The sequence below is a fragment of the Brotomerdimonas butyrica genome (assembly GCF_025567305.1).
Lineage (GTDB): Bacteria > Bacillota > Clostridia > Peptostreptococcales > Anaerovoracaceae > Lentihominibacter > Lentihominibacter butyricus.
In genome coordinates this window covers 119,245-136,515 of the sequence record NZ_JAOQJP010000008.1, presented here as the reverse complement: position 1 = coordinate 136,515, position 17,271 = coordinate 119,245, and the positions used below count along the sequence as shown (strand labels likewise).

The window sequence follows — 17,271 nt, the reverse complement described above, 5'->3', positions numbered from 1 at the left end:
ACATTGTTGTCTTCGGCTTGTGGTTCGCTACACTTGGCGGTAAATACCCGTGACGGGACTTTCACCCGTAAGACTTATGCCATGCCTGGCACACACGCAGAAAAAGCCTGCACCTTTACAAGGCCAGACTTTTTCCGTATCAGCGCACAGAGGGTCAGTGTCCCCTGTGCTTTGCCTTTTTCTTCTGCTGCCGCAGTTCAAACCTGTGCTCGGCTTCTGCTCGCTTTTTATCGCGGCTCTTTGCCTTGCGCATCTGTTTGTTCTGCTCGTGCTGCAGTTTAAGGGCCTGCTGCGATTTCGTACCTATTCCGGTTTCCCGAAGCTGTTTACTGACTTCTCTCTGTATCCGCTTCGGATTCTTCGCAGGCTTTTTCACTGCTGCCGCTACAGCCGGGCTGAACTGCAGATCATAGTAGTGATCCAGGATGAATCCGTATACATCCTGCTCTCTCGGCTCCGCTCCGAACGTCACCTTCGCCGCCGAAAGCTTTCCTTCCGAGACACGTTCGAACACTCCTGCCCAGAACGGATCCTCAAAATACACCGTAAGTCTGCCATTTACATCGCCCATAACTATCCCTCCTCACTGATCGAAATGGACAAAGAACGGACAACCCGGAGGGGCAGGTTACTTACCCTGCGATCTCCTCTTCCTTGCGATCCGCAGGACGGCCGGGCTACCTACCGGCTCTGGCACGCCGTCGCGGCGCACGTTGCGTTTTTATCTCTGTCGTTTTGATTTATCCAAAAGCATACATGCTTCTGTCACTTTACCCTGACCTCGAACAGGCCGTGATGATTGCAGTAAAAAATTATCTTCCTTACCAGACGCGTCTTGAATCTCGCCTCTGCCGGCCCTTCCGGATACAGCTTCACGATATGGTTCTCCTGGCCGGACAGCGCAGCGATGAACGATATATAGTGCGTCTTGGTCATCTCATGATCTATCGTCACGTAATACTCGTCCTCCACCCGCTCTATGCTCACCGGATGATCCGCATCCGCCTCGACCATATCGAATGCCGGCAGCGTGATACCGCAGCAGCTTATCACAGCTTCGCCCGTGGCATTCACCACATTGCCGCAGACCGGACATACATACCATTTCGTCCTCAGCATATTGGCATTGCGGTTTTCATTCACGATATTGCTGCCTGACAGCAGTTCTATCATGGAAATCCCCAGCGCCTGCGCTATCGGTTCTATCAGGGTTATGTCCGGATATCCTCTGCCCGTCTCCCTTAATTAAAGATATTGTTGGGTAAAAAAGAAAGGTCAGTCGATTTTGCCGATGAAGCGGTAGTAGATTTCTACTTCCTGCTCACGGCTTCCGTCCTCGCCCTTGACAGCTTCGTGGACGGTTATTTTTTCAATTAGAGTGTTCAGAAGTTCGGCGGTCAGCTCCACAGGGTTGACATACTGTTTCATCAGGGCAATCCACTTTTCAGCATCCGCTGCGGTCTGTACGGCGGCTTCCATCGTTTCGTGAAGCTGTCTTATTTTTGTTTCAAGCTCCTTTTGCTCGTTCTGGTACTTCTCGGACAGCATATTGAAGTTATACTCGGTTATGCGTCCGGCAGACCAGTCCTCATACATTTTAGCAAACAGCCCGTCAACCTCGGCTTTACGCTTCTCTGCCTTTTTCAGCTCCGCAGCCTGCTTTTTCTTCGCAGAGTTTCTTTCCCTGTCGCTGGCATTGAGCAGGCGTTTCAGCAGCTTGTCCTCGTCTTTCTGTGCCAGCATAGACCAGTATTGCAGTCTTGCAAGCACATAGGCATACAGTACATCATAGCGGATATAGTGCATGGAACACTGGCGTAATCCCTGCCCGTTCTTGCTGCAATGGTAGTACCCGTATGGGTTCTTATTCTGCTTGTTTTCCCCATAGGCTAAAGACCATCCGCAGTCTGCACATTTTATCAATCCTGCGAAAATCTGTGTCGTACCGTTTCTGCGTTTCCTGCGTCTGCTTGCAATCAGCTCCTGAACTTTTTGGAACACTTCTTCAGAAATGATGGCTTCGTGGGTATTTTCCACACGATACCATTCTTCCTGCGGCTTCCGCACCTTTTTCTTGTTCTTGAATGAAATGTTGCTCTGCTTGTTGTGAATGCTGTGACCGATGTAGGTTTCCTCTTTCAAAATGCTCTTGACCTGTGCTATCGTCCACGCATAGGCTTTTTCTGCGGGCGCACCGGCGTAGATATTGGCGAAAGTCCCGTATCTTTCATAGTTCAGCCAGCCGGGGGTAGGTACTTTTTCCTCCACCAGAATCCGTGTAATGCTGGCGGCTCCACGCCCGTGTACAGCAAGGTCAAAAATCTTCTCTACAATCCAGCGTGTTTCCGGGTCGATCAGAAGATGACCTTTTTTGTCCGGGTCTTTTACATAGCCCAGCGGTGCATAGGCTCCATAGTGTGCGCCATTGGCAAATCTTGTGTGCATGGCAGCCTTGACCTTTTTGCTGGTCTGTCGGGCGTGCATTTCATTCAGGATGTTTAAGAACGGTGCAAGCTCGCTTTCTCCGTTGATGGTGTCCACATTGTCATTGATGGCAATGTAGCGTACTCCCTTGCTGGGGAAATAGATTTCCGTGTACTGACCGGTCAGGATATAGTTTCTTCCCAGACGGGATAAGTCCTTTGTGACAACGCAGTTGATTTTCCCGTCTTCGATGTCATCAATCATCCTTTGGAAACTTGGACGCTCGAAATTTGTCCCACTCCATCCGTCGTCAATGTACTCGTCTACAACGGTCAGCCCATGCTCTGCGGCATACTGTCTAAGCATCATGCGCTGGGTCTGGATACTGCCGCTTTCCCCCTGTAATTCATCGTCACGGCTCAATCTCAAATATAGTGCAGTGTTATAAATCGTTGTATTGTATGGTTGTTTCACGGTTAAAAATCCTCCTTCTAAAAGAAACAACCCACGCTTATACAATACTCGCTGGTACAAGTATATCATAAGCGTGGGCTGATTGACAGTCGTTATTCCGTATTTTTTCAGGAAGCGGCGGCAGCGTGCTGGATCACATCTTCCAGCAGGCTGTCAAGCGGCTTCCCATCCTGTGCGAAATGCTCCGATACCTTGATACGGACTTTCCCCATGACAAAATACTGGGTGCCGTCTTTTTCGGTAAGCAGGGTGCCGCTGTTTTTGTTATTGCTCTCGTTTTTGCTTTTTGCCATAGGCAGTTACCTCCATAAATGAAATATGCCCGACAAGGGAATGTCAGACAGGTGTACAGCCGCAGACTGTCTCCGTGTCAACCAAACCGTGTCAACCGGCAGAAAAGACTTTGAAAACAATCCATAGGCGCTCTATTATTACTTTTTACTTTTTCTTTGATTTCTTGGTTGACATGGTTGACAAAGGAGAGAAATGCCCCAAATATCAGGCTTTTCCCCGTCAACCGGCTGTCAACCAAAGCGTCAACCAAACTGTCAACCGGTGGCTTTTCAGAATGGAAGTTCCATTTGCCGGGCTTCTTCTTCCGTGATTTCCTGAAAACCGTCCCCCTCCGGCGGAGCTTGGTTGACACGCTCCCAGCCTTTTTGAGAACCGTATTTCTTATACCGCTTCGGGCTTTTGTAGGCTACCCAGCCCTGTATGATGCCGCCCGCAATGCCGGTATTCATAATCTCGCAGATTGCCCGTGTCTCCCAGTCTGCCGGGGAATTTAAGTTCCCCAGCGCTTCCTCATAAAGCTGCTTGGAACATACCCTGTCGCCGGTGTAGTCCTCCAAATAGGCGTAGATCATGCCGGCCTGTGTGTCTTCCTGCATAAAGTCCTGCTGGTGGGCGTTCAGGTATCGGTTCATTTCCATGCTGAATGACAGCTTATACTTCCCACTGCGATAAACCGTCATGGCTTCCGCCCACATCTGTTCGATATACGCCCTCGCCGCCGCTTCATCGTCCAGTATGTGAACCTCCGCCCGTTCCGGGTACACCGTCACGGGGAGAAAGCGCCGGTTGCCGGTGCGGTCACGGGGCAAAAAGTCCTGCCGGTTGGTCGTCCCTCCAAATACACATTGCCGCAGCCGGTCTGCCGGATGTGTCTCATACGGCACTTTGTAGGTTTCTTTCTGGCGGCTTAAGAATGACTTGATTTCCTCAATACTCTTGGCGTTGGCTGTGGCAATCATCTCCGACATCTCGATAATCCAATGCCCTTGCAGCTTGCGGTACACATTTTCATCGTCCAGCTTTTTCAAATCGTCTGAAAACCATTCGTCCCTGCCTGCCAGCAGCCGGAAAAAGGTAGATTTCCCGGCTCCCTGACCACCAACCAGACAGAGCATGACCTCAAACTTGCTCCCCGGTCTGAATACCCGCCGGATGGCTCCCATCAGGAACAGTTTCAAGGCTTCATAGGTGTATTCGTCCGTATCGGCTCCCAGAAAGTGATGCAGGGCGTAACGGATGCGCTCTGTGCCGTCCCATTGCAGGCTGTTCAGGTAATCCCTGACTGGATGGTAGCGGTTTTCATTGGCAACAATCTTGATGGCGCTCTGCACCTTTTTCTCGCTGGTAAGCCCGTAATTTTCTTCCAGATACAAAAGCAGGTAGTTCATGTCCATGTCGGTCAGCGTGGTACTGGTGCGCTCCCAGCCCAGCGGCTTCACAATGTCAATCTGCTCCGTCAAAAGGTTCAGGCGCAGCGCCCCGCGAAACAGAGGGTCACGCTGGAACACCGTCAGGCAGTTTCGGATGCTGTTCTTCACGCCGCCTTTCTGCGTCCCCTCTAATGTCTCCCGGATTTCTTCCGGTGTCTGCGCCGGTTCCATTGTGTCCATCGTCCTTTTGACCGCTTCCTGCGTTTCCGGCGGCAAGCTCTGAAATTCGCTGTTCAAGCCGCAACACCTCCTTTCCCTGTGCGGCGATCAATGCCGCTTTTTCTTCTATTTCTCCGTATAACAAAATATCCAAAAGGTATTCTGTGTAGCTTATCCTCTGCAACGCTTCCACAAAAAGAGGATGCCAGATGGCATCCTGCGGCTGTGGGGCGTGTGCTGTTTTCCAATGCTCCAGCAGGCGCAGATAATCGCATAGCACCCGGAAACAATACCGTTCCGTTTCCTGAAATCTCTGCTCCGCTGATTTTTGTCGGGGCTGTGACCTGTTGTGACGCTTCCTATCTGGCGGCGCATTGCCGGATTTCTCATAGGAAACGCCGAAGTCCTCCGCAAGCCTGACCGCAGCTTCCCGTTTCCCCAATCCATGCAGCAAAGCGGCAAAGTCGATCACATCCCCGGAAGCCCCGCAGCCGAAGCAGTAAAAGCGGCTGTCCACTTTCATGCTGGGCGTGCGGTCATTGTGGAATGGACAGCAGACCATGCCGTTTCTCCCCACCCGGATTCCATAGAATGAAGCAGCCTGCCGGGTGGTAACAGACTGTTTCACCGCTTCAAATACATTCAAATGCTCCCTCCATAAAAATACTGGTAGCGGTAAAGCTGCCGGTTATATCATAGCTCCATCTCATGTTTCTTTCTCTGTACTGCCTGTGGCTGCTCCCTCCGGCGCAGTGCGGTATCTACGGCGTTCTGCACCTGCCGTAGCCGTATGACTTCCTCCCGGAGTGGCTTGTGCTGCGGAGACAGTTCGGCATACTCTGTTTTTAACTGTGCGTATTCCTGTTTCCATGCTTTCAGGGCAATGGGTTTTCCGTCCAGTTTTTCTTTCAAAATACGGCGGGCGGCATAAAACAGCCGTAACTCCGCATCGTGGGATGTTTCAAATTTCTCCCTCTGTTTCTTAAACTTGATATTGTTCAATTCCGTATGAACAGGTTTTAGCCGCTGGTAATTCTCGCCCTCCCGTATCAATTCCTGCAATTCCTTTATCCGGGCAGATTTCTTTTTCATGGAGTCGCTTAACGCTTCAAATTCTTCGTTGACAGAGGAAAGACGCTCCTGCAAATCCTCTAATGTGAGCAGCTTGTTTTCCGTCAGATAATTGACGGCTTCGGCAAACTGCTTTAAGTTTCCGGTTCTGGCTTTATTGCTCCATGCCCCTGCGTTGCGCTGGTTGTAATAAGCGATCAACAGGTCGGCAAGGCTCGGTGTCTGCGGTTTGGAAAGTTCTTCTTTTACCTCTGCCATCCAGACAAACAGGGCTTTGATCTTCTTCCTCACATCCTGCATGAGCCGGTTGGTGGCTTTAATCCAGCGGTTCAGTTCCCCTTTCTCGGTGCGGATGCCCTTTGCTTCCATCTGCCGGACATTAGCTCCCTCGTGGACAGTAGGTATCAGGTCAAGCCCCTGCCGCACATAGGAACGGTGGTCGATACGCACATCCAGCCCTTTTTCCTCAAATTTTGTATTAACGGCAGCCGCCCACTGCTCCCGCCAGTGTTCCAGCGTTTCCGGCTCATGCCAGTCTGTTGTATGGACAGCGTTAAACATATAATCGCCGTTTTTATCCCGGATTCGGTTTCCATCTTCATCAAGAAGATATTCCCGACGCTGTTTTTGTCCCCATGTGCCATCCGGGTTCAAAGGGCGCATGGTTGTCATCACATGAAAATGCGGGTTAGGGATGCCGCCGTCCTCTTTCTCCGGGCTGTGAAAAGCAAGGTCGGCAATCATGCCTTTTGTCACAAACTGCTCCTGTACGAACTTCCTCGCCAGCTCCATGTTTTCTTCCAGCGTCAATTCATTCTGCATGGCAATATCAAAGGAATAGGCAAGCTGTGCTTTTGGATGTTTCTCGCAGTTCTCCACAGCATTCCAGAGGGTCGCCCGGTCAAGATATATTTCCGGCGCATGGGGCGGCAGCATGATTTCCGAAGCGATCACGCCGCCCTTTTTGGTGTAGTCGCTGACTTCTCCATAGTAGCTGCTGTAAAGACGCTCCCCGGCTCGATAGGCTGCGCTGGCAATGGCGCTCTGACCGGCGCTGCGCTTGATCTGTGCGATTGAAAAATGATAAAGTGCTATCCTTAGTCACCGCCTTTCTCCTGCCCGGAAATACGGGCGTGGTTCTCTGTGGCAGACCGGATGAAATGCTCCGCCTGCGGCAGATTCAAAATGCTTTCCATGAGGGAATAAAATTCCGCTTCGGATAGCTCCTTTGTCTGTGGTGCAATGCTCTCAATAGCTGCCCCACGGGTAATCAGCCGGTGCGTCCTCTGTTTCCGGGAACCGCTTTCCAGATACGCCTGCCGGTTTTTCAAACGCTGCATTTTCCGTTTTTCCTGTTCCAGCAGGACAGTGGTTTTTTCATATTCCTGCTTCAACTGTTCCAAAGATTTTTCCATGTTCTCACATCCTTTGCTGATAAGATAAAGAAAGACCATCCGCAGACAGTCCGTGTGTCAGTGCTTCTATAAAACCCGATGAAAAGGGAAAACCGCAGAGCGGATTTCTCTTTGCGGCGGGTACACAGGGGATAGCCGCTTTAGCGGCGCAAGGGGGTGTAGCCACCTTGTCGGAGCGAAGCGAACGCAGACCTCGGATTGCTGATTTTATCAGCGGCAGAGGTAAGCTCCGCAGGACGCACGATACATGGTCTTTAGACTATGTATAGAAGTGCGCCCTTAGTTCCTAAGGGATTTTGCCGTTTCCGGCAGTCTTGTCCTTTTTCTTGGAACGCTTGGAAAGATACTTCGGGCAGTCAACCACAACCGCCCGGAAGCTCTGTTTACATTCGTGCTGGCATTTCCGGCACAGTTCGTTGTAAGTGATACGGCTGCGGTCATTTAAGAAGAAAGACCATTCCAACCGCCGCTTGTTACTCATTCTTGCCATAACCGGCTCCTTTCTCCGTTTCTATCTGATGTACGCAGATAGGCTGTTTTGATGTAGCGTCTCGGTATCATTTTTAAGTTTTTTTCCCTCTGTATGCCCCTTTGGAAAGTGCGGCAGTATTGCAAGTCAGGGAATGATACCTCACGCTTATTTGTCGCTTCCCGGTACGGTTTCGGAGCCTTTTGCCATCCATTCAAAGAAAGCAATTTTGCTGACCTTGATAAGTCTGCCCCTGCGGAACGCTGGAAAGCCGGGTGTGTGTACCAGCTCATAGGCGCTCGCTCTTGAAATTCCCATAATCCGCTGAATGTCCGCCACATCCAGAACCAGCGGTAAATCCTCGTAGCTGTTCAATCTCTTTTTATCGTTCATTCTGTTCCTCCCATAAATCAAATAGGTTAAAATGCTTCCTGTTGCCGTTCTCCCCAAAAGCCGTTTTCCTGCCCCATTCCTGCGGTGTTTCCCTGCATTGGTGCGCCGAATGCGTCACTTCTCCTGCCGGTCATATCCCTTTTGGACGGTCATTCACTTGTCAAGGTACTGTGCGGTACGAAATTACCAACCGCAATCATCATAGCGTACTATCCTTGACAAAACAATGATTCTGCGATACCATGAGTGTAACGGATATAACTGAATTATATAATTACCATAAACAAAGGCAGGGGATAGGGATGGAGAATCAGTTTATACGGCATGAGCCATGTTTTGAGAGGATTTTGTTTGTCCTGACGCTGGACAGGAAGAAAATGAAAGAGCGGATTTTGATTGGGGAAGAACAGCAGATCCGCTTCCGTCTGAACGGGAGCCAAAACGCAGAGGTGCTTTGTGATATGACACGCCCACTGGGAACTTTTTTGATAAACTTTGAGCGTGACACGGACAGAGACTGGAACTTATACGGGCTTTCTCCGCTGCGGCAAGCTCTCCACTCCAACCGATGGAAACAGCCGGAGCTGGAGCAGGCGGCAAGCGAATTTCTTTGGGAGAAATATCTTAGCAACGACCCTCTGAAAATGTATGTGGCGTTCCGTATCTGGAACAGCTATCTGCTTGCCAGAGAACCCCGTGACCGTAACGCTGCCTGTGACCGCTTCATGGATAAAATGAGCAGACTGACCGGGGTATTCCAAAACGAAACCATGAGCTTTGACAGGGAGACAGGAAAACCGAAACAATTTCAAGCTGGCAGCCTTTATTTCAAAGGCGCACCGTCAGAAGATACCCGGCTTGACCTCTGGTTCCCGGACAACCGGCGCACAGAAGAATGTGTGTCTGCCTATGCGTCCCTCTACCCGTTGATTACCTATTATCTGAACAGGCTGAATGACTGGGGGCTTTGCTTCCGGCGGTGCAAGGTCTGTGGAAAATATTTTCTGGCAAAGAGCCAGCGGTATGAGCTGTGCAGCGACAAGTGCCGAAAAGCACAGGCGCTTCAAAACAAGCGGGAATTTGACGAGAGGTCAAGAGAAAATAACTATGACCTGCTTTATAAAAATGAATGCCAGAACTGGCGCAACAAAATAAACCGGGTAAAAAATACCGCAGGCTTTCCGGCTGACCGTCTGGAAAAAATACAGGCTTCCTTTTCCGACTTTAAGAAAGAAGCCTTACAGAGAAAAAAGGCTGTAAAAACAGGAACGGCCAGCCCGAAAGAATTTACGGACTGGCTGTATCAGCAGAGTAATGTAATTGTTGAGCTGACCGAGATATGAAAAACTTTCTATCGTCAATTTCGCATTATTGCAATAACAGATTGCTTCTTCCATGAATGGTAATATTATCATCAAACTTTTGGAAGAACTATAAATGTCCGAGGTGCCTTTGATTTCGACAGAAAAACAGGCTGAATTGTTACAAAGCTCGGACATTTCAAAAGAATTTTTTGAAAAATACTAAAGAAGCGGAGCAGCTAAAATCTGCTCCGCTTCGATATGATTGATCTAAGGATGTTTTGCTATTTGATTAAACTCACTCTGTCAACCGCAATCGCTCCACAACTGGAAGGTTAACGTCAGTTTTGTAGACCCATATAGGCACAATAAGGCAGATTAGCAACACCAGTCCAGACACCAGCACCAGTGGGATAAATGGATAGGAGAAAACAGCATAATAGGCCACTTTACTAAAAATCATATATAGCAAGATGAAGATTGCTGTTCCAATGGTGACTGCAAGGGAAAGGGAAACGCCCCAATAATAGAAACCTTCCATAAATAGCATTCGTTTGATTTGTCGCTTTGTCATTCCAATGCTTTCAAGAACAGCTAATTCATAGCGCCGAGTATTTACATTGACAACCATTGTATTGACAAAGTTCATGACACCAACAAGCAGCAGGATCACGGACAACCCTGTTCCTAAAACCTTTGCTGTAATGAGATATTCCTGCATTTCTTCTCGCCGTTCATATCGGGATATAATATCAATGTTAGCTTGTGATGCGGTGATTTGCTTTAATTCTTGCAGTATACTTTCGTCATGTTGACCATCCGTATCAAAGGCCACGCGGAACACTCTATATTGCGGAAAGAGTTCTTTCAAAGCTGTTTGACTAATATACAAATCAGGAGCCGTCCCTCTCTCATTGCCTCCTCCTGCTCGAAACCCTTCATTCAAATAACCGTTCGCTACAATAAAGGAATGCTGTCCGTTCTGCGTCTGGATTGTTATTTCCTGCCCTGGCTGAATAAGGCCTTCTACTGTTTTGGACAGCAGCACAACCTTTCCTTGTTCAAAGGCAGACGTGTCAATAGGCAAGTTTAAGGTTTTATTGATTTCTTCCAAATATGCACTGTCAATTCCAAAAACCCCGCTAAAAAAGTTTTGCTGATAATTTTCTAATTTTGCCGGATCAGAAAAATCAATGCCGTTTACTCCGTCTAATGACGCAAGAAACTCGTGAAATACAGCATCGTCATATACAACATCTGCTGCTACTTGAGGATAAGGTGCATAGGTCAACCTCAAATTCTCAATGCCGTCAAGCTGACCAATCTCTGAAACCATTTCGCTGGAAATTAAATCTTCTCTTTCGTGGATACTATATGTGAGTGCAAAATCGCTTACTCCCCATTGGCTCACATAATTCTCCGGGCTTAAACCATGTAATAGCCCTGTGACGACAAGGAACAAGGAAAGGCCGAAAAAAAGCGATGCAAAAACAAGGGTTGTACTCTTAGCATTACGAAAGACATTGTTCCATGCCATTCTGGACAACTTCATTTTGCTACAATTTCTGGCGCTGCTCTTTGTGCTGGCTGCTGTATATTGGAGTGCTGCTATTGGTGAAACATTTCCGGCAATTTTGGCGGGCTTCATGCTTGCAATCATAACGGTAATGAACGTAAATATGGCCGCTCCTATGAAAATAAACGGCGAAAAAGATACTTTTGTTCCCACATCAGAATTTGTTGAATACATCATATTCAGGAAGTAAGGAACAATGCCAAAGGAAACAACCGCACCAAGTAACAGACCAATCGGAATACCAATACAAGAGATTCTGATTGCCTGCTTATAGATAATTCTCTTTATCTGCCTTTGGGTCATTCCAATCGTTTTAAGACGGCCATAGAATTGCACATCTTTTACGACAGAGACATAAAGAATATTATAAATCAGCAGATAGCCGCTAAAGGATATAAAAACTGCTAAAATTATTACAGCTAAAATAATAGTTCCACCATTTGCCTGTTCTAATGGTACAATTTCAAATGTTTGCCCTTCTGTAAAGTCAATCTCACGCCGCAATCTTTCACAGTTTTTGTCAGCATTATCATTGCCTTGAAAACGGATCATTGCCGTAACACTATTATCCAGTGATACATTTAAGCTATCCTTAAAAGCGGATGAAACATAAACATAACCACGATTATTTGTGCGCATTGGAATGTAGTCCGTATAGTAGCCCGACAGCAAAAAGGTGTCTGAGACATAATTATAGCTATCGCCAATTTGGTACGACAACACAATCTCCATCCCTATTTGCGGATCAGAAATGCCCATCTGTTCAAGCACCCATGTAGGTAGCATAATTTCGTTTTTACTTGATGGGTAATTTCCTACAACACTTGATATAGTAGGCAGACGGTGGGTTCCCCACTCGGTATCATCTATCCAAACTATACCTAATCTCGCATTTTGCAGTTGCTCTGTATCAACACTGCCTAAACGCTGCTGTATACCTACGTCAAGGACAAGGTTTGATTTTGAAATTTCAACCAACTGATTTTCTGTTACATTTGTGATTCCGACATCAGCGGTAGTTCCCATTAACCGAATTTGTTGCATTTGGTAGGTTTCAAAGTAACTAAAACCAATACTGAATGTCGCAGTTATCATAAATGCAGTTAGCACAAGAGCAATGATTGCAAATAAATTACGCTGCCGTTCACGATGCAAACTGCGCTTTGCCAGCTTCTTTTCAATGTCACTGGTATCATTTTCAAAAGGCCATGTCATAGCTTGCCACCTCCTTATTCCACAATCCTGCCGTCCTCAATGCGGACAATCCGATCTGCAAGGCGGGCAATGTCGTCATTGTGCGTAATCATCACAACAGTTTGCCGGAACTCTGCACTGGTGCGCTTGATAAGCCCCAGCACCTCGGCGCTGGTCTTGCTGTCAAGGTTGCCGGTCGGCTCGTCGGCCAGCACAATAGCCGGTTTGGTAATCAAGGCGCGGGCGATAGCCACACGCTGCTGCTGTCCGCCGGAAAGATTGTTCGGCATGTTTTTCAGTTTATCTTCCAGCCCCAGCAGATGAACGATCTCGTCCAAAAACTTCTGATCCACCGTGTCCCCGTCCAGCTCCACCGGCAGGACGATGTTCTCATACACATTCAGGATCGGAACAAGGTTATAGTTCTGGAAGATAAAGCCGATGTTGCGGCGGCGGAAGATGGTGAGCTGTTCGTCGTTCATTTTCGACAGCTCTTTGTCCCGGACAATCACGGTTCCGCTGGTGGGAGTGTCCAGCCCGCCCATCATGTGAAGCAGGGTGGACTTGCCGCTTCCGGAGGTTCCCACAACGGCCACAAACTCACCGTCATTTACGGAGAAGTTCACGCCGTCAAGGGCGCGGGTGATATTCGGCTTTGTGCCGTAATACTTTTTCAGGTCGATAGTCTGTAAAATACTCATACTCAAAACTCCTTCCAAGGCTTTCTGCCTGCTGATAAGGGTATTGTAAAACCCAAATGTCCGCGAAATGTTACAGCGGCCCAAAAATTTCATTGAAAATCGGGGTGAAATGTTACAACGCTCGGACATTTCAAAAAAATTTACGGCGGGCAGCCGGAAATGGCCGTCCGCCGTAGCTCATGATCTGTTCTAAAACCAATTCGCCTTTTGATTTCTAAATTGAGGAGTATCGCTTTCTTGATAAGGATTGTAGGTATTACGGTTACACCCAAACTCTTTTAATGATTTTATTTTATTGTCCTCTGTCCATTCAATCAAAGAAATACCGTCAAATTCCTCTATATCCCCATTGTTCATTCCATTTTTGAAATACCACTCTACAATCGTTTGATTTTCTTTATGGAAAAATTGCTTGATTTCCCAAACTACCACCTTTCCACGGGTATTCCACTCCTGAAACCAATGTTTTACTGTTTTACGATTGCTATACTGGGGACACCAACTTTCTGTATAGAGTACATCTTCCGCAAAAATATCATCAATGCCCATATCTTTCTGATAAAGCCACATATCAAACCACAGTCGGATTATTTTTTCTCGTTCATTCATAATAGAAACACCTCGCTTGTTTACTTTCATTTTGTAGGCAGCATAATGGAAAATTCCGAACCCTTGCCCGGCTCCGAAACCACTTTGATATAGCCACCCTGCCGCGTTACGATCTCGCGGGCCAGATACAGGCCAATGCCCACACCCTGCTGTTCGTGTACTTCTTCCTCACGATAGAAGCGCTGGAAGATAGCGGCCTGATTGCTTTCGGAAATGCCCTTGCCAGTGTCGGTCACTTTGATTTCCACATACATTTCCCACAGCACCACAGACACAGCGATTTTCCCGCCTGCCGGGGTGTACTTCACCGCATTGTCCAGCAGGTTAAAGAGGGCTTCCGATGTCCACTTGCTGTCATGGGAAACGGTCAAATCCTCCGGGCAGTCCACGGACACGGCGATTTCCTTTTTCTCCGCTGCATACACGATCCCACTCATGGCCTGTGCCACGGTATCAAAGAGGCGGCCCGGTTTCTTGTCCAACTGGATCACGCCTGTTTCCAGACGGGAGGTTTTCACAAGGGCCTGAAAGAGAAAGTCCAGCTTATCCGTCTGGCTGCGGATTCCCCGGATAAAGTCGGTGCGCTCTGCCTCGGCCATAGGCTTTTCCAGCAGGGTGTCCGTCGCCATTTTCAGATTGCTTACCGGCGTTTTCACCTGATGGGAAATATCCGATACAAGGGTCTGTAACTCCTGCCGTTCCTCGTCCACCCGGCGGCGGTTCTCCTGCATGATCTGGTAAAGCCTTGCCAGCCGGTGTCCGATTCTGGCAAGCTGGGTTTCGCTGTCCTCTGGCCGCTGGGGCGCTTCATTTCCGGCAATCATGTGGTCTAAGGTCTGGCACAGGTCAGCGGTAAACTGTGATAACCGTTTTCCAAACGCCTGCGTCAGTACAAAAATCCCTACAAGGGCGCACAACAGCAGCGCCCCGCCCGTCAGCAGCACCGCCGTCTGTTTTGTCACAAGAAAAAGGGCTATGGTGATCCCGGACATGGAGAGGGCAAACCCTATTGCCACCCGGCCAAACAGCCGCTTTACCGAGAGGTTTTGAAATTTCATTTTGCCTCGCCTCCCGTCCATTGATAGCCCATGCCGTAAACGGTCTTGATGTAGGGCGCGCCGCCGTCGGATTCAATCTTGCTGCGAATCCGGCTGATAGAAGTTGTCAGGGTGTGTTCGTCTACAAACCTTTCGTCTATATCCCACAGCTTTTCCAAAAGCTGCCCACGGGTCAGCACTTGCCGGGGATTTTTGCGGAACAGGTTCAGCATTTTGTACTCCATCGGGGATAGGGTCAGGGGCTTGCCATTTAAGGAAGCCGTCTGTTCCGAGAAGTCCAGAAACAGCCGCCCGTCGTCGTAAATGTCCTTGGCCGGTTTGTGGTGTTCCAGCATGGCGAACATGGCTTTGATTTTCCGCTGCAAGGCCCCGATCACAAAGGGCTTTGTGATGTAATCCACCGCGCCCACCTCATAGCCCCGTATCTGGTCGCTCTCCTGATCGTTGGCGGTCAGGAAAATCACGATGGTATCCGGGTGCTGGGGCTTTATCAGCTTGCACAGTTCAAAACCGTTCCCGTCCGGCAGGTTGATGTCCAGCAGCACTAAATTAAATTCCCGCTGGCGGATGGCTTCGGCTGCGGTTCTGGCATTTAGGGCAGAAGTCACGCCGTAGCCGTCTGCGGTCAGGTTATAGGCCAACATCTTATTCAAAAAACTGTCGTCCTCGACAATTAAAATCTGCTCCATATTCTCACTTCCTTTGCTTTTTGCAGATAGTATAACAGGCAAATGTCCGAGAATTGTTACAAGGACAAATATATTTATCATTTTACAGCTTTTTTATGTGTACTGCAATTTTATAAAAGAAAGGACAGCAGTATCATCAAATTGCTGTCCTTGCGGTTTATTATAGCTGGTAGTGTATAAGCGTGGGTTCATCATATTTGGTGTGGTATCTTTAACTATGGGAAACTCCGTTTTCCCATTTTGATACTGTTTTGTCGCTGACGCTCAGCTTCTCCGCCAGCTCTGCCTGCGTCATTTTTTTCTCTTCACGCAGTTTCCTTATTATTTCTCCTGTAACATACTGATCCATAATTACCATGCTCCTTTCACTGCATATGATAGCAGATCAGATCATGTCTGTTAATCAACGCTGCGTAGAGACCTGAGGTCTGCTGCAAAACGCAGGTGTGCGTGATGCACACAGCTGCAACTCTTTACATAAGCATCTGCAGCCCTTTGCATGAAAGTCACGGCAGACAGATATATTATACACGCCTCCGGCTATCCCGCACCATATTATTTTTCCTTTGAAAATCGCCGATACTATTGTAAAATCATAATAGAAAACATTTACCGGAGGATTTACAATGTCATATTACGATCAGTACAAATCTAAACTTCGCACACCTGAGGAAGCCGTGAAAGCAGTAAAAAGCGGCGACTGGGTGGAATACACCACTTCAAACGGATTCCCCGCACTTCTCGATGAAGCTCTCGCAGCGCGAAAGGACGAGCTGAGCGACGTCAAGATCCGAGGAAACCTGATTTTCGGCCCTATCAAAGTCGTCGAATGCGACCCCCAGCGCGAACATTTCATATACAACAGCTGGCACTGCTCCGCATACGAACGCAAACTCTGCGACAAAGGCCTGTGCAACTATATACCGATGATTTTCCGAAATGTCGTCGAATACTACAAGAATTTCCTTGAGATAAACGTAGCAATGATATCAGTCACACCGATGGACGCGCACGGATATTTCAACCTGTCGACCTCGACCGGTATAGCAAAGGGCATCCTCGACAAGGCCGACATCGTGATAGTCGAGGTCAACGAAAATCTGCCACGTGTATACGGAGGGATCGGCGACAGCATCCACATATCAGAAGTCGACATGGTGGTCGAAGGCAAGCACGGCCCGCTGTTCCAGGTACACCTCGAAGAACCCACCGAAGCAGAAATAAAGATCGCGGAACACATAATGCCGTACATCCCAGACAGTGCCACTCTCCAGCTCGGCATCGGCGGTCTTCCCGGCATCATCGGCAAGATGATCGCCGACTCCGATCTGAAAGACCTCGGGATGCACACAGAGCTCTGCTCCGACGCATATTACTATATACACAAGGCTGGAAAGCTGAAAAACAGATACTCTGCGCTCAGTCCGGGCAAAGGCGTGTTCGGCATAGCTTTCGGGACTGACACACTCTATGAATGGGTACACGAAAACCCCGGTGTGATCTCCTACCCGCTCGAGTACGTGAACTCGCCTGAGATCATAGCAAAGATCGATAATATGATTTCGATAAACAGCTGTATCTCTACCGACCTTTACGGTCAGGTATGTGCGGAAAGCTCAGGCACTCGGCAGATCAGCGGTACAGGAGGCCAGCTGGACTTCCTCACCGGTGCCGCGATGTCAAAAGGCGGCAAAGCGTTCATCTGCATGCCTTCCGTATTCAGGGAAAAGGACGGCACGCTCGAATCCAATATCAAGCCTATTTTTCAGGGGGATATAGTCACTTCTCCGAGAAGTCAGCTCTATTACCTCGTGACGGAATACGGTGCTGTAAACCTCGTCGGCAGGAGCACCTGGGAACGCGCCGAGATGATCATATCCATAGCGCACCCTGATTTCAGAGACGAGCTTATAAAAGACGCTGAGAAACAGAATATCTGGAGACGTTCGAACAAGAGATAGTAAAAGCTCCGCGTTCCGGGCAATACTGTGATGCCCGGGATGCGGTATTTTGT

Annotated in this window: 18 protein-coding genes; 2 read left to right on the top strand and 16 right to left on the bottom strand. The window is 48.5% G+C overall.

From position 1 onward, the window contains the following. Nucleotides 1-154: 154 nt before the first annotated feature. The 10 genes from OCV59_RS07300 to OCV59_RS07255 all read right to left on the bottom strand — a co-directional run bounded on the left by OCV59_RS07300 (nt 155) and on the right by OCV59_RS07255 (nt 8,129). Entirely contained in the window at nt 155-571 is a 417-nt protein-coding gene (locus OCV59_RS07300) for a YjdF family protein (protein WP_147593829.1), read from the bottom strand. 194 nt (nt 572-765) lie between these two features. Further along, the gene (locus OCV59_RS07295) at nt 766-1,173 is read right to left on the bottom strand and encodes a desulfoferrodoxin family protein (RefSeq protein ID WP_147593828.1); all 408 of its coding nucleotides are present in this window, start codon (nt 1,171-1,173) and stop codon (nt 766-768) included. 102 nt (nt 1,174-1,275) lie between these two features. Further along, the gene (locus OCV59_RS07290; RefSeq protein WP_005936058.1) at nt 1,276-2,967 is read right to left on the bottom strand and encodes a recombinase family protein; all 1,692 of its coding nucleotides are present in this window, start codon (nt 2,965-2,967) and stop codon (nt 1,276-1,278) included. A gap of 38 nt (nt 2,968-3,005) precedes the next feature. Further along, nucleotides 3,006-3,191, bottom strand: coding sequence for a hypothetical protein (locus OCV59_RS07285; protein WP_004849804.1), 186 nt, complete (start codon nt 3,189-3,191; stop codon nt 3,006-3,008). Nucleotides 3,192-3,461: 270 nt separating this feature from the next. After that, nucleotides 3,462-4,802, bottom strand: coding sequence for a virulence-associated E family protein (locus OCV59_RS07280; RefSeq protein WP_147593827.1), 1,341 nt, complete (start codon nt 4,800-4,802; stop codon nt 3,462-3,464). Beyond that, nucleotides 4,687-5,427 (bottom strand): CHC2 zinc finger domain-containing protein, encoded by a 741-nt coding sequence (locus OCV59_RS07275; RefSeq protein WP_147593826.1) that lies wholly within the window; start codon nt 5,425-5,427, stop codon nt 4,687-4,689. The genes OCV59_RS07280 and OCV59_RS07275 overlap by 116 nt, the downstream gene beginning before the upstream one ends. Nucleotides 5,428-5,474: 47 nt before the next feature. After that, entirely contained in the window at nt 5,475-6,947 is a 1,473-nt protein-coding gene (gene mobQ / locus OCV59_RS07270; RefSeq protein WP_074104019.1) for a MobQ family relaxase, read from the bottom strand. A 2-nt stretch (nt 6,948-6,949) separates the two neighbouring features. Next, nucleotides 6,950-7,267, bottom strand: coding sequence for a DUF3847 domain-containing protein (locus tag OCV59_RS07265; protein WP_008816380.1), 318 nt, complete (start codon nt 7,265-7,267; stop codon nt 6,950-6,952). 286 nt (nt 7,268-7,553) lie between these two features. After that, on the bottom strand, nt 7,554-7,757 hold the full coding sequence (locus tag OCV59_RS07260; protein ID WP_004614949.1) for a hypothetical protein: 204 nt from the start codon (nt 7,755-7,757) through the stop codon (nt 7,554-7,556). Between the two features lie 147 nt (nt 7,758-7,904). Then, on the bottom strand, nt 7,905-8,129 hold the full coding sequence (locus OCV59_RS07255; RefSeq protein ID WP_005362423.1) for a helix-turn-helix domain-containing protein: 225 nt from the start codon (nt 8,127-8,129) through the stop codon (nt 7,905-7,907). A 302-nt stretch (nt 8,130-8,431) separates the two neighbouring features. Between OCV59_RS07255 and OCV59_RS07250 the strand changes: the two genes are divergently transcribed. Continuing rightward, nucleotides 8,432-9,472, top strand: a complete 1,041-nt coding sequence (locus OCV59_RS07250) for a DUF6076 domain-containing protein (protein ID WP_008816376.1) — start codon at nt 8,432-8,434, stop codon at nt 9,470-9,472. A 256-nt stretch (nt 9,473-9,728) separates the two neighbouring features. On the opposite strand, the gene OCV59_RS07245 is transcribed toward OCV59_RS07250, so the two are convergent. The 6 genes from OCV59_RS07245 to OCV59_RS07220 form a co-directional block, all read right to left on the bottom strand. Beyond that, a complete protein-coding gene (locus tag OCV59_RS07245) occupies nt 9,729-12,221 on the bottom strand; it encodes an ABC transporter permease (protein WP_147593825.1) in 2,493 nt (830 codons plus the stop codon). A 14-nt stretch (nt 12,222-12,235) separates the two neighbouring features. Further along, on the bottom strand, nt 12,236-12,901 hold the full coding sequence (locus tag OCV59_RS07240; RefSeq protein ID WP_147593824.1) for an ABC transporter ATP-binding protein: 666 nt from the start codon (nt 12,899-12,901) through the stop codon (nt 12,236-12,238). 189 nt (nt 12,902-13,090) lie between these two features. Beyond that, nucleotides 13,091-13,510 carry a nuclear transport factor 2 family protein gene (locus tag OCV59_RS07235; protein WP_044946403.1) on the bottom strand — a complete coding sequence of 140 codons (420 nt, stop codon included), beginning with the start codon at nt 13,508-13,510 and terminating at the stop codon, nt 13,091-13,093. Between the two features lie 26 nt (nt 13,511-13,536). Next, entirely contained in the window at nt 13,537-14,568 is a 1,032-nt protein-coding gene (locus tag OCV59_RS07230; protein WP_147593823.1) for a sensor histidine kinase, read from the bottom strand. Continuing rightward, a complete protein-coding gene (locus OCV59_RS07225) occupies nt 14,565-15,257 on the bottom strand; it encodes a response regulator transcription factor (RefSeq protein ID WP_147593822.1) in 693 nt (230 codons plus the stop codon). The genes OCV59_RS07230 and OCV59_RS07225 overlap by 4 nt, the downstream gene beginning before the upstream one ends. 211 nt (nt 15,258-15,468) lie before the next feature. Beyond that, the gene (locus OCV59_RS07220; protein ID WP_147593821.1) at nt 15,469-15,606 is read right to left on the bottom strand and encodes a helix-turn-helix domain-containing protein; all 138 of its coding nucleotides are present in this window, start codon (nt 15,604-15,606) and stop codon (nt 15,469-15,471) included. Nucleotides 15,607-15,883: 277 nt separating this feature from the next. Between OCV59_RS07220 and OCV59_RS07215 the strand changes: the two genes are divergently transcribed. Next, complete coding sequence (locus OCV59_RS07215) at nt 15,884-17,218, top strand: acetyl-CoA hydrolase/transferase family protein (protein ID WP_147593820.1); 1,335 nt, start codon at nt 15,884-15,886, stop codon at nt 17,216-17,218. The last annotated feature ends 53 nt before the right edge of the window (nt 17,219-17,271 follow it).

Excerpts from the sequence above, each read along its gene's own strand:
- OCV59_RS07235 (WP_044946403.1), bottom strand. The coding sequence starts at position 13,510 with ATGAATGAACGAGAAAAAATAATCCGACTGTGGTTTGATATGTGGCTT.
- OCV59_RS07240 (WP_147593824.1), bottom strand. The coding sequence starts at position 12,901 with ATGAGTATTTTACAGACTATCGACCTGAAAAAGTATTACGGCACAAAG.
- OCV59_RS07255 (WP_005362423.1), bottom strand. The coding sequence starts at position 8,129 with ATGAACGATAAAAAGAGATTGAACAGCTACGAGGATTTACCGCTGGTT.
- OCV59_RS07220 (WP_147593821.1), bottom strand. The coding sequence starts at position 15,606 with ATGGATCAGTATGTTACAGGAGAAATAATAAGGAAACTGCGTGAAGAG.
- OCV59_RS07290 (WP_005936058.1), bottom strand. The coding sequence starts at position 2,967 with ATGATATACTTGTACCAGCGAGTATTGTATAAGCGTGGGTTGTTTCTT.
- OCV59_RS07230 (WP_147593823.1), bottom strand. The coding sequence starts at position 14,568 with ATGAAATTTCAAAACCTCTCGGTAAAGCGGCTGTTTGGCCGGGTGGCA.
- OCV59_RS07285 (WP_004849804.1), bottom strand. The coding sequence starts at position 3,191 with ATGGCAAAAAGCAAAAACGAGAGCAATAACAAAAACAGCGGCACCCTG.
- OCV59_RS07300 (WP_147593829.1), bottom strand. The coding sequence starts at position 571 with ATGGGCGATGTAAATGGCAGACTTACGGTGTATTTTGAGGATCCGTTC.
- OCV59_RS07280 (WP_147593827.1), bottom strand. The coding sequence starts at position 4,802 with ATGGACACAATGGAACCGGCGCAGACACCGGAAGAAATCCGGGAGACA.
- OCV59_RS07225 (WP_147593822.1), bottom strand. The coding sequence starts at position 15,257 with ATGGAGCAGATTTTAATTGTCGAGGACGACAGTTTTTTGAATAAGATG.
- OCV59_RS07250 (WP_008816376.1), top strand. The coding sequence starts at position 8,432 with ATGGAGAATCAGTTTATACGGCATGAGCCATGTTTTGAGAGGATTTTG.
- OCV59_RS07295 (WP_147593828.1), bottom strand. The coding sequence starts at position 1,173 with ATGATAGAACTGCTGTCAGGCAGCAATATCGTGAATGAAAACCGCAAT.
- OCV59_RS07215 (WP_147593820.1), top strand. The coding sequence starts at position 15,884 with ATGTCATATTACGATCAGTACAAATCTAAACTTCGCACACCTGAGGAA.
- OCV59_RS07245 (WP_147593825.1), bottom strand. The coding sequence starts at position 12,221 with ATGACATGGCCTTTTGAAAATGATACCAGTGACATTGAAAAGAAGCTG.
- OCV59_RS07260 (WP_004614949.1), bottom strand. The coding sequence starts at position 7,757 with ATGGCAAGAATGAGTAACAAGCGGCGGTTGGAATGGTCTTTCTTCTTA.
- OCV59_RS07265 (WP_008816380.1), bottom strand. The coding sequence starts at position 7,267 with ATGGAAAAATCTTTGGAACAGTTGAAGCAGGAATATGAAAAAACCACT.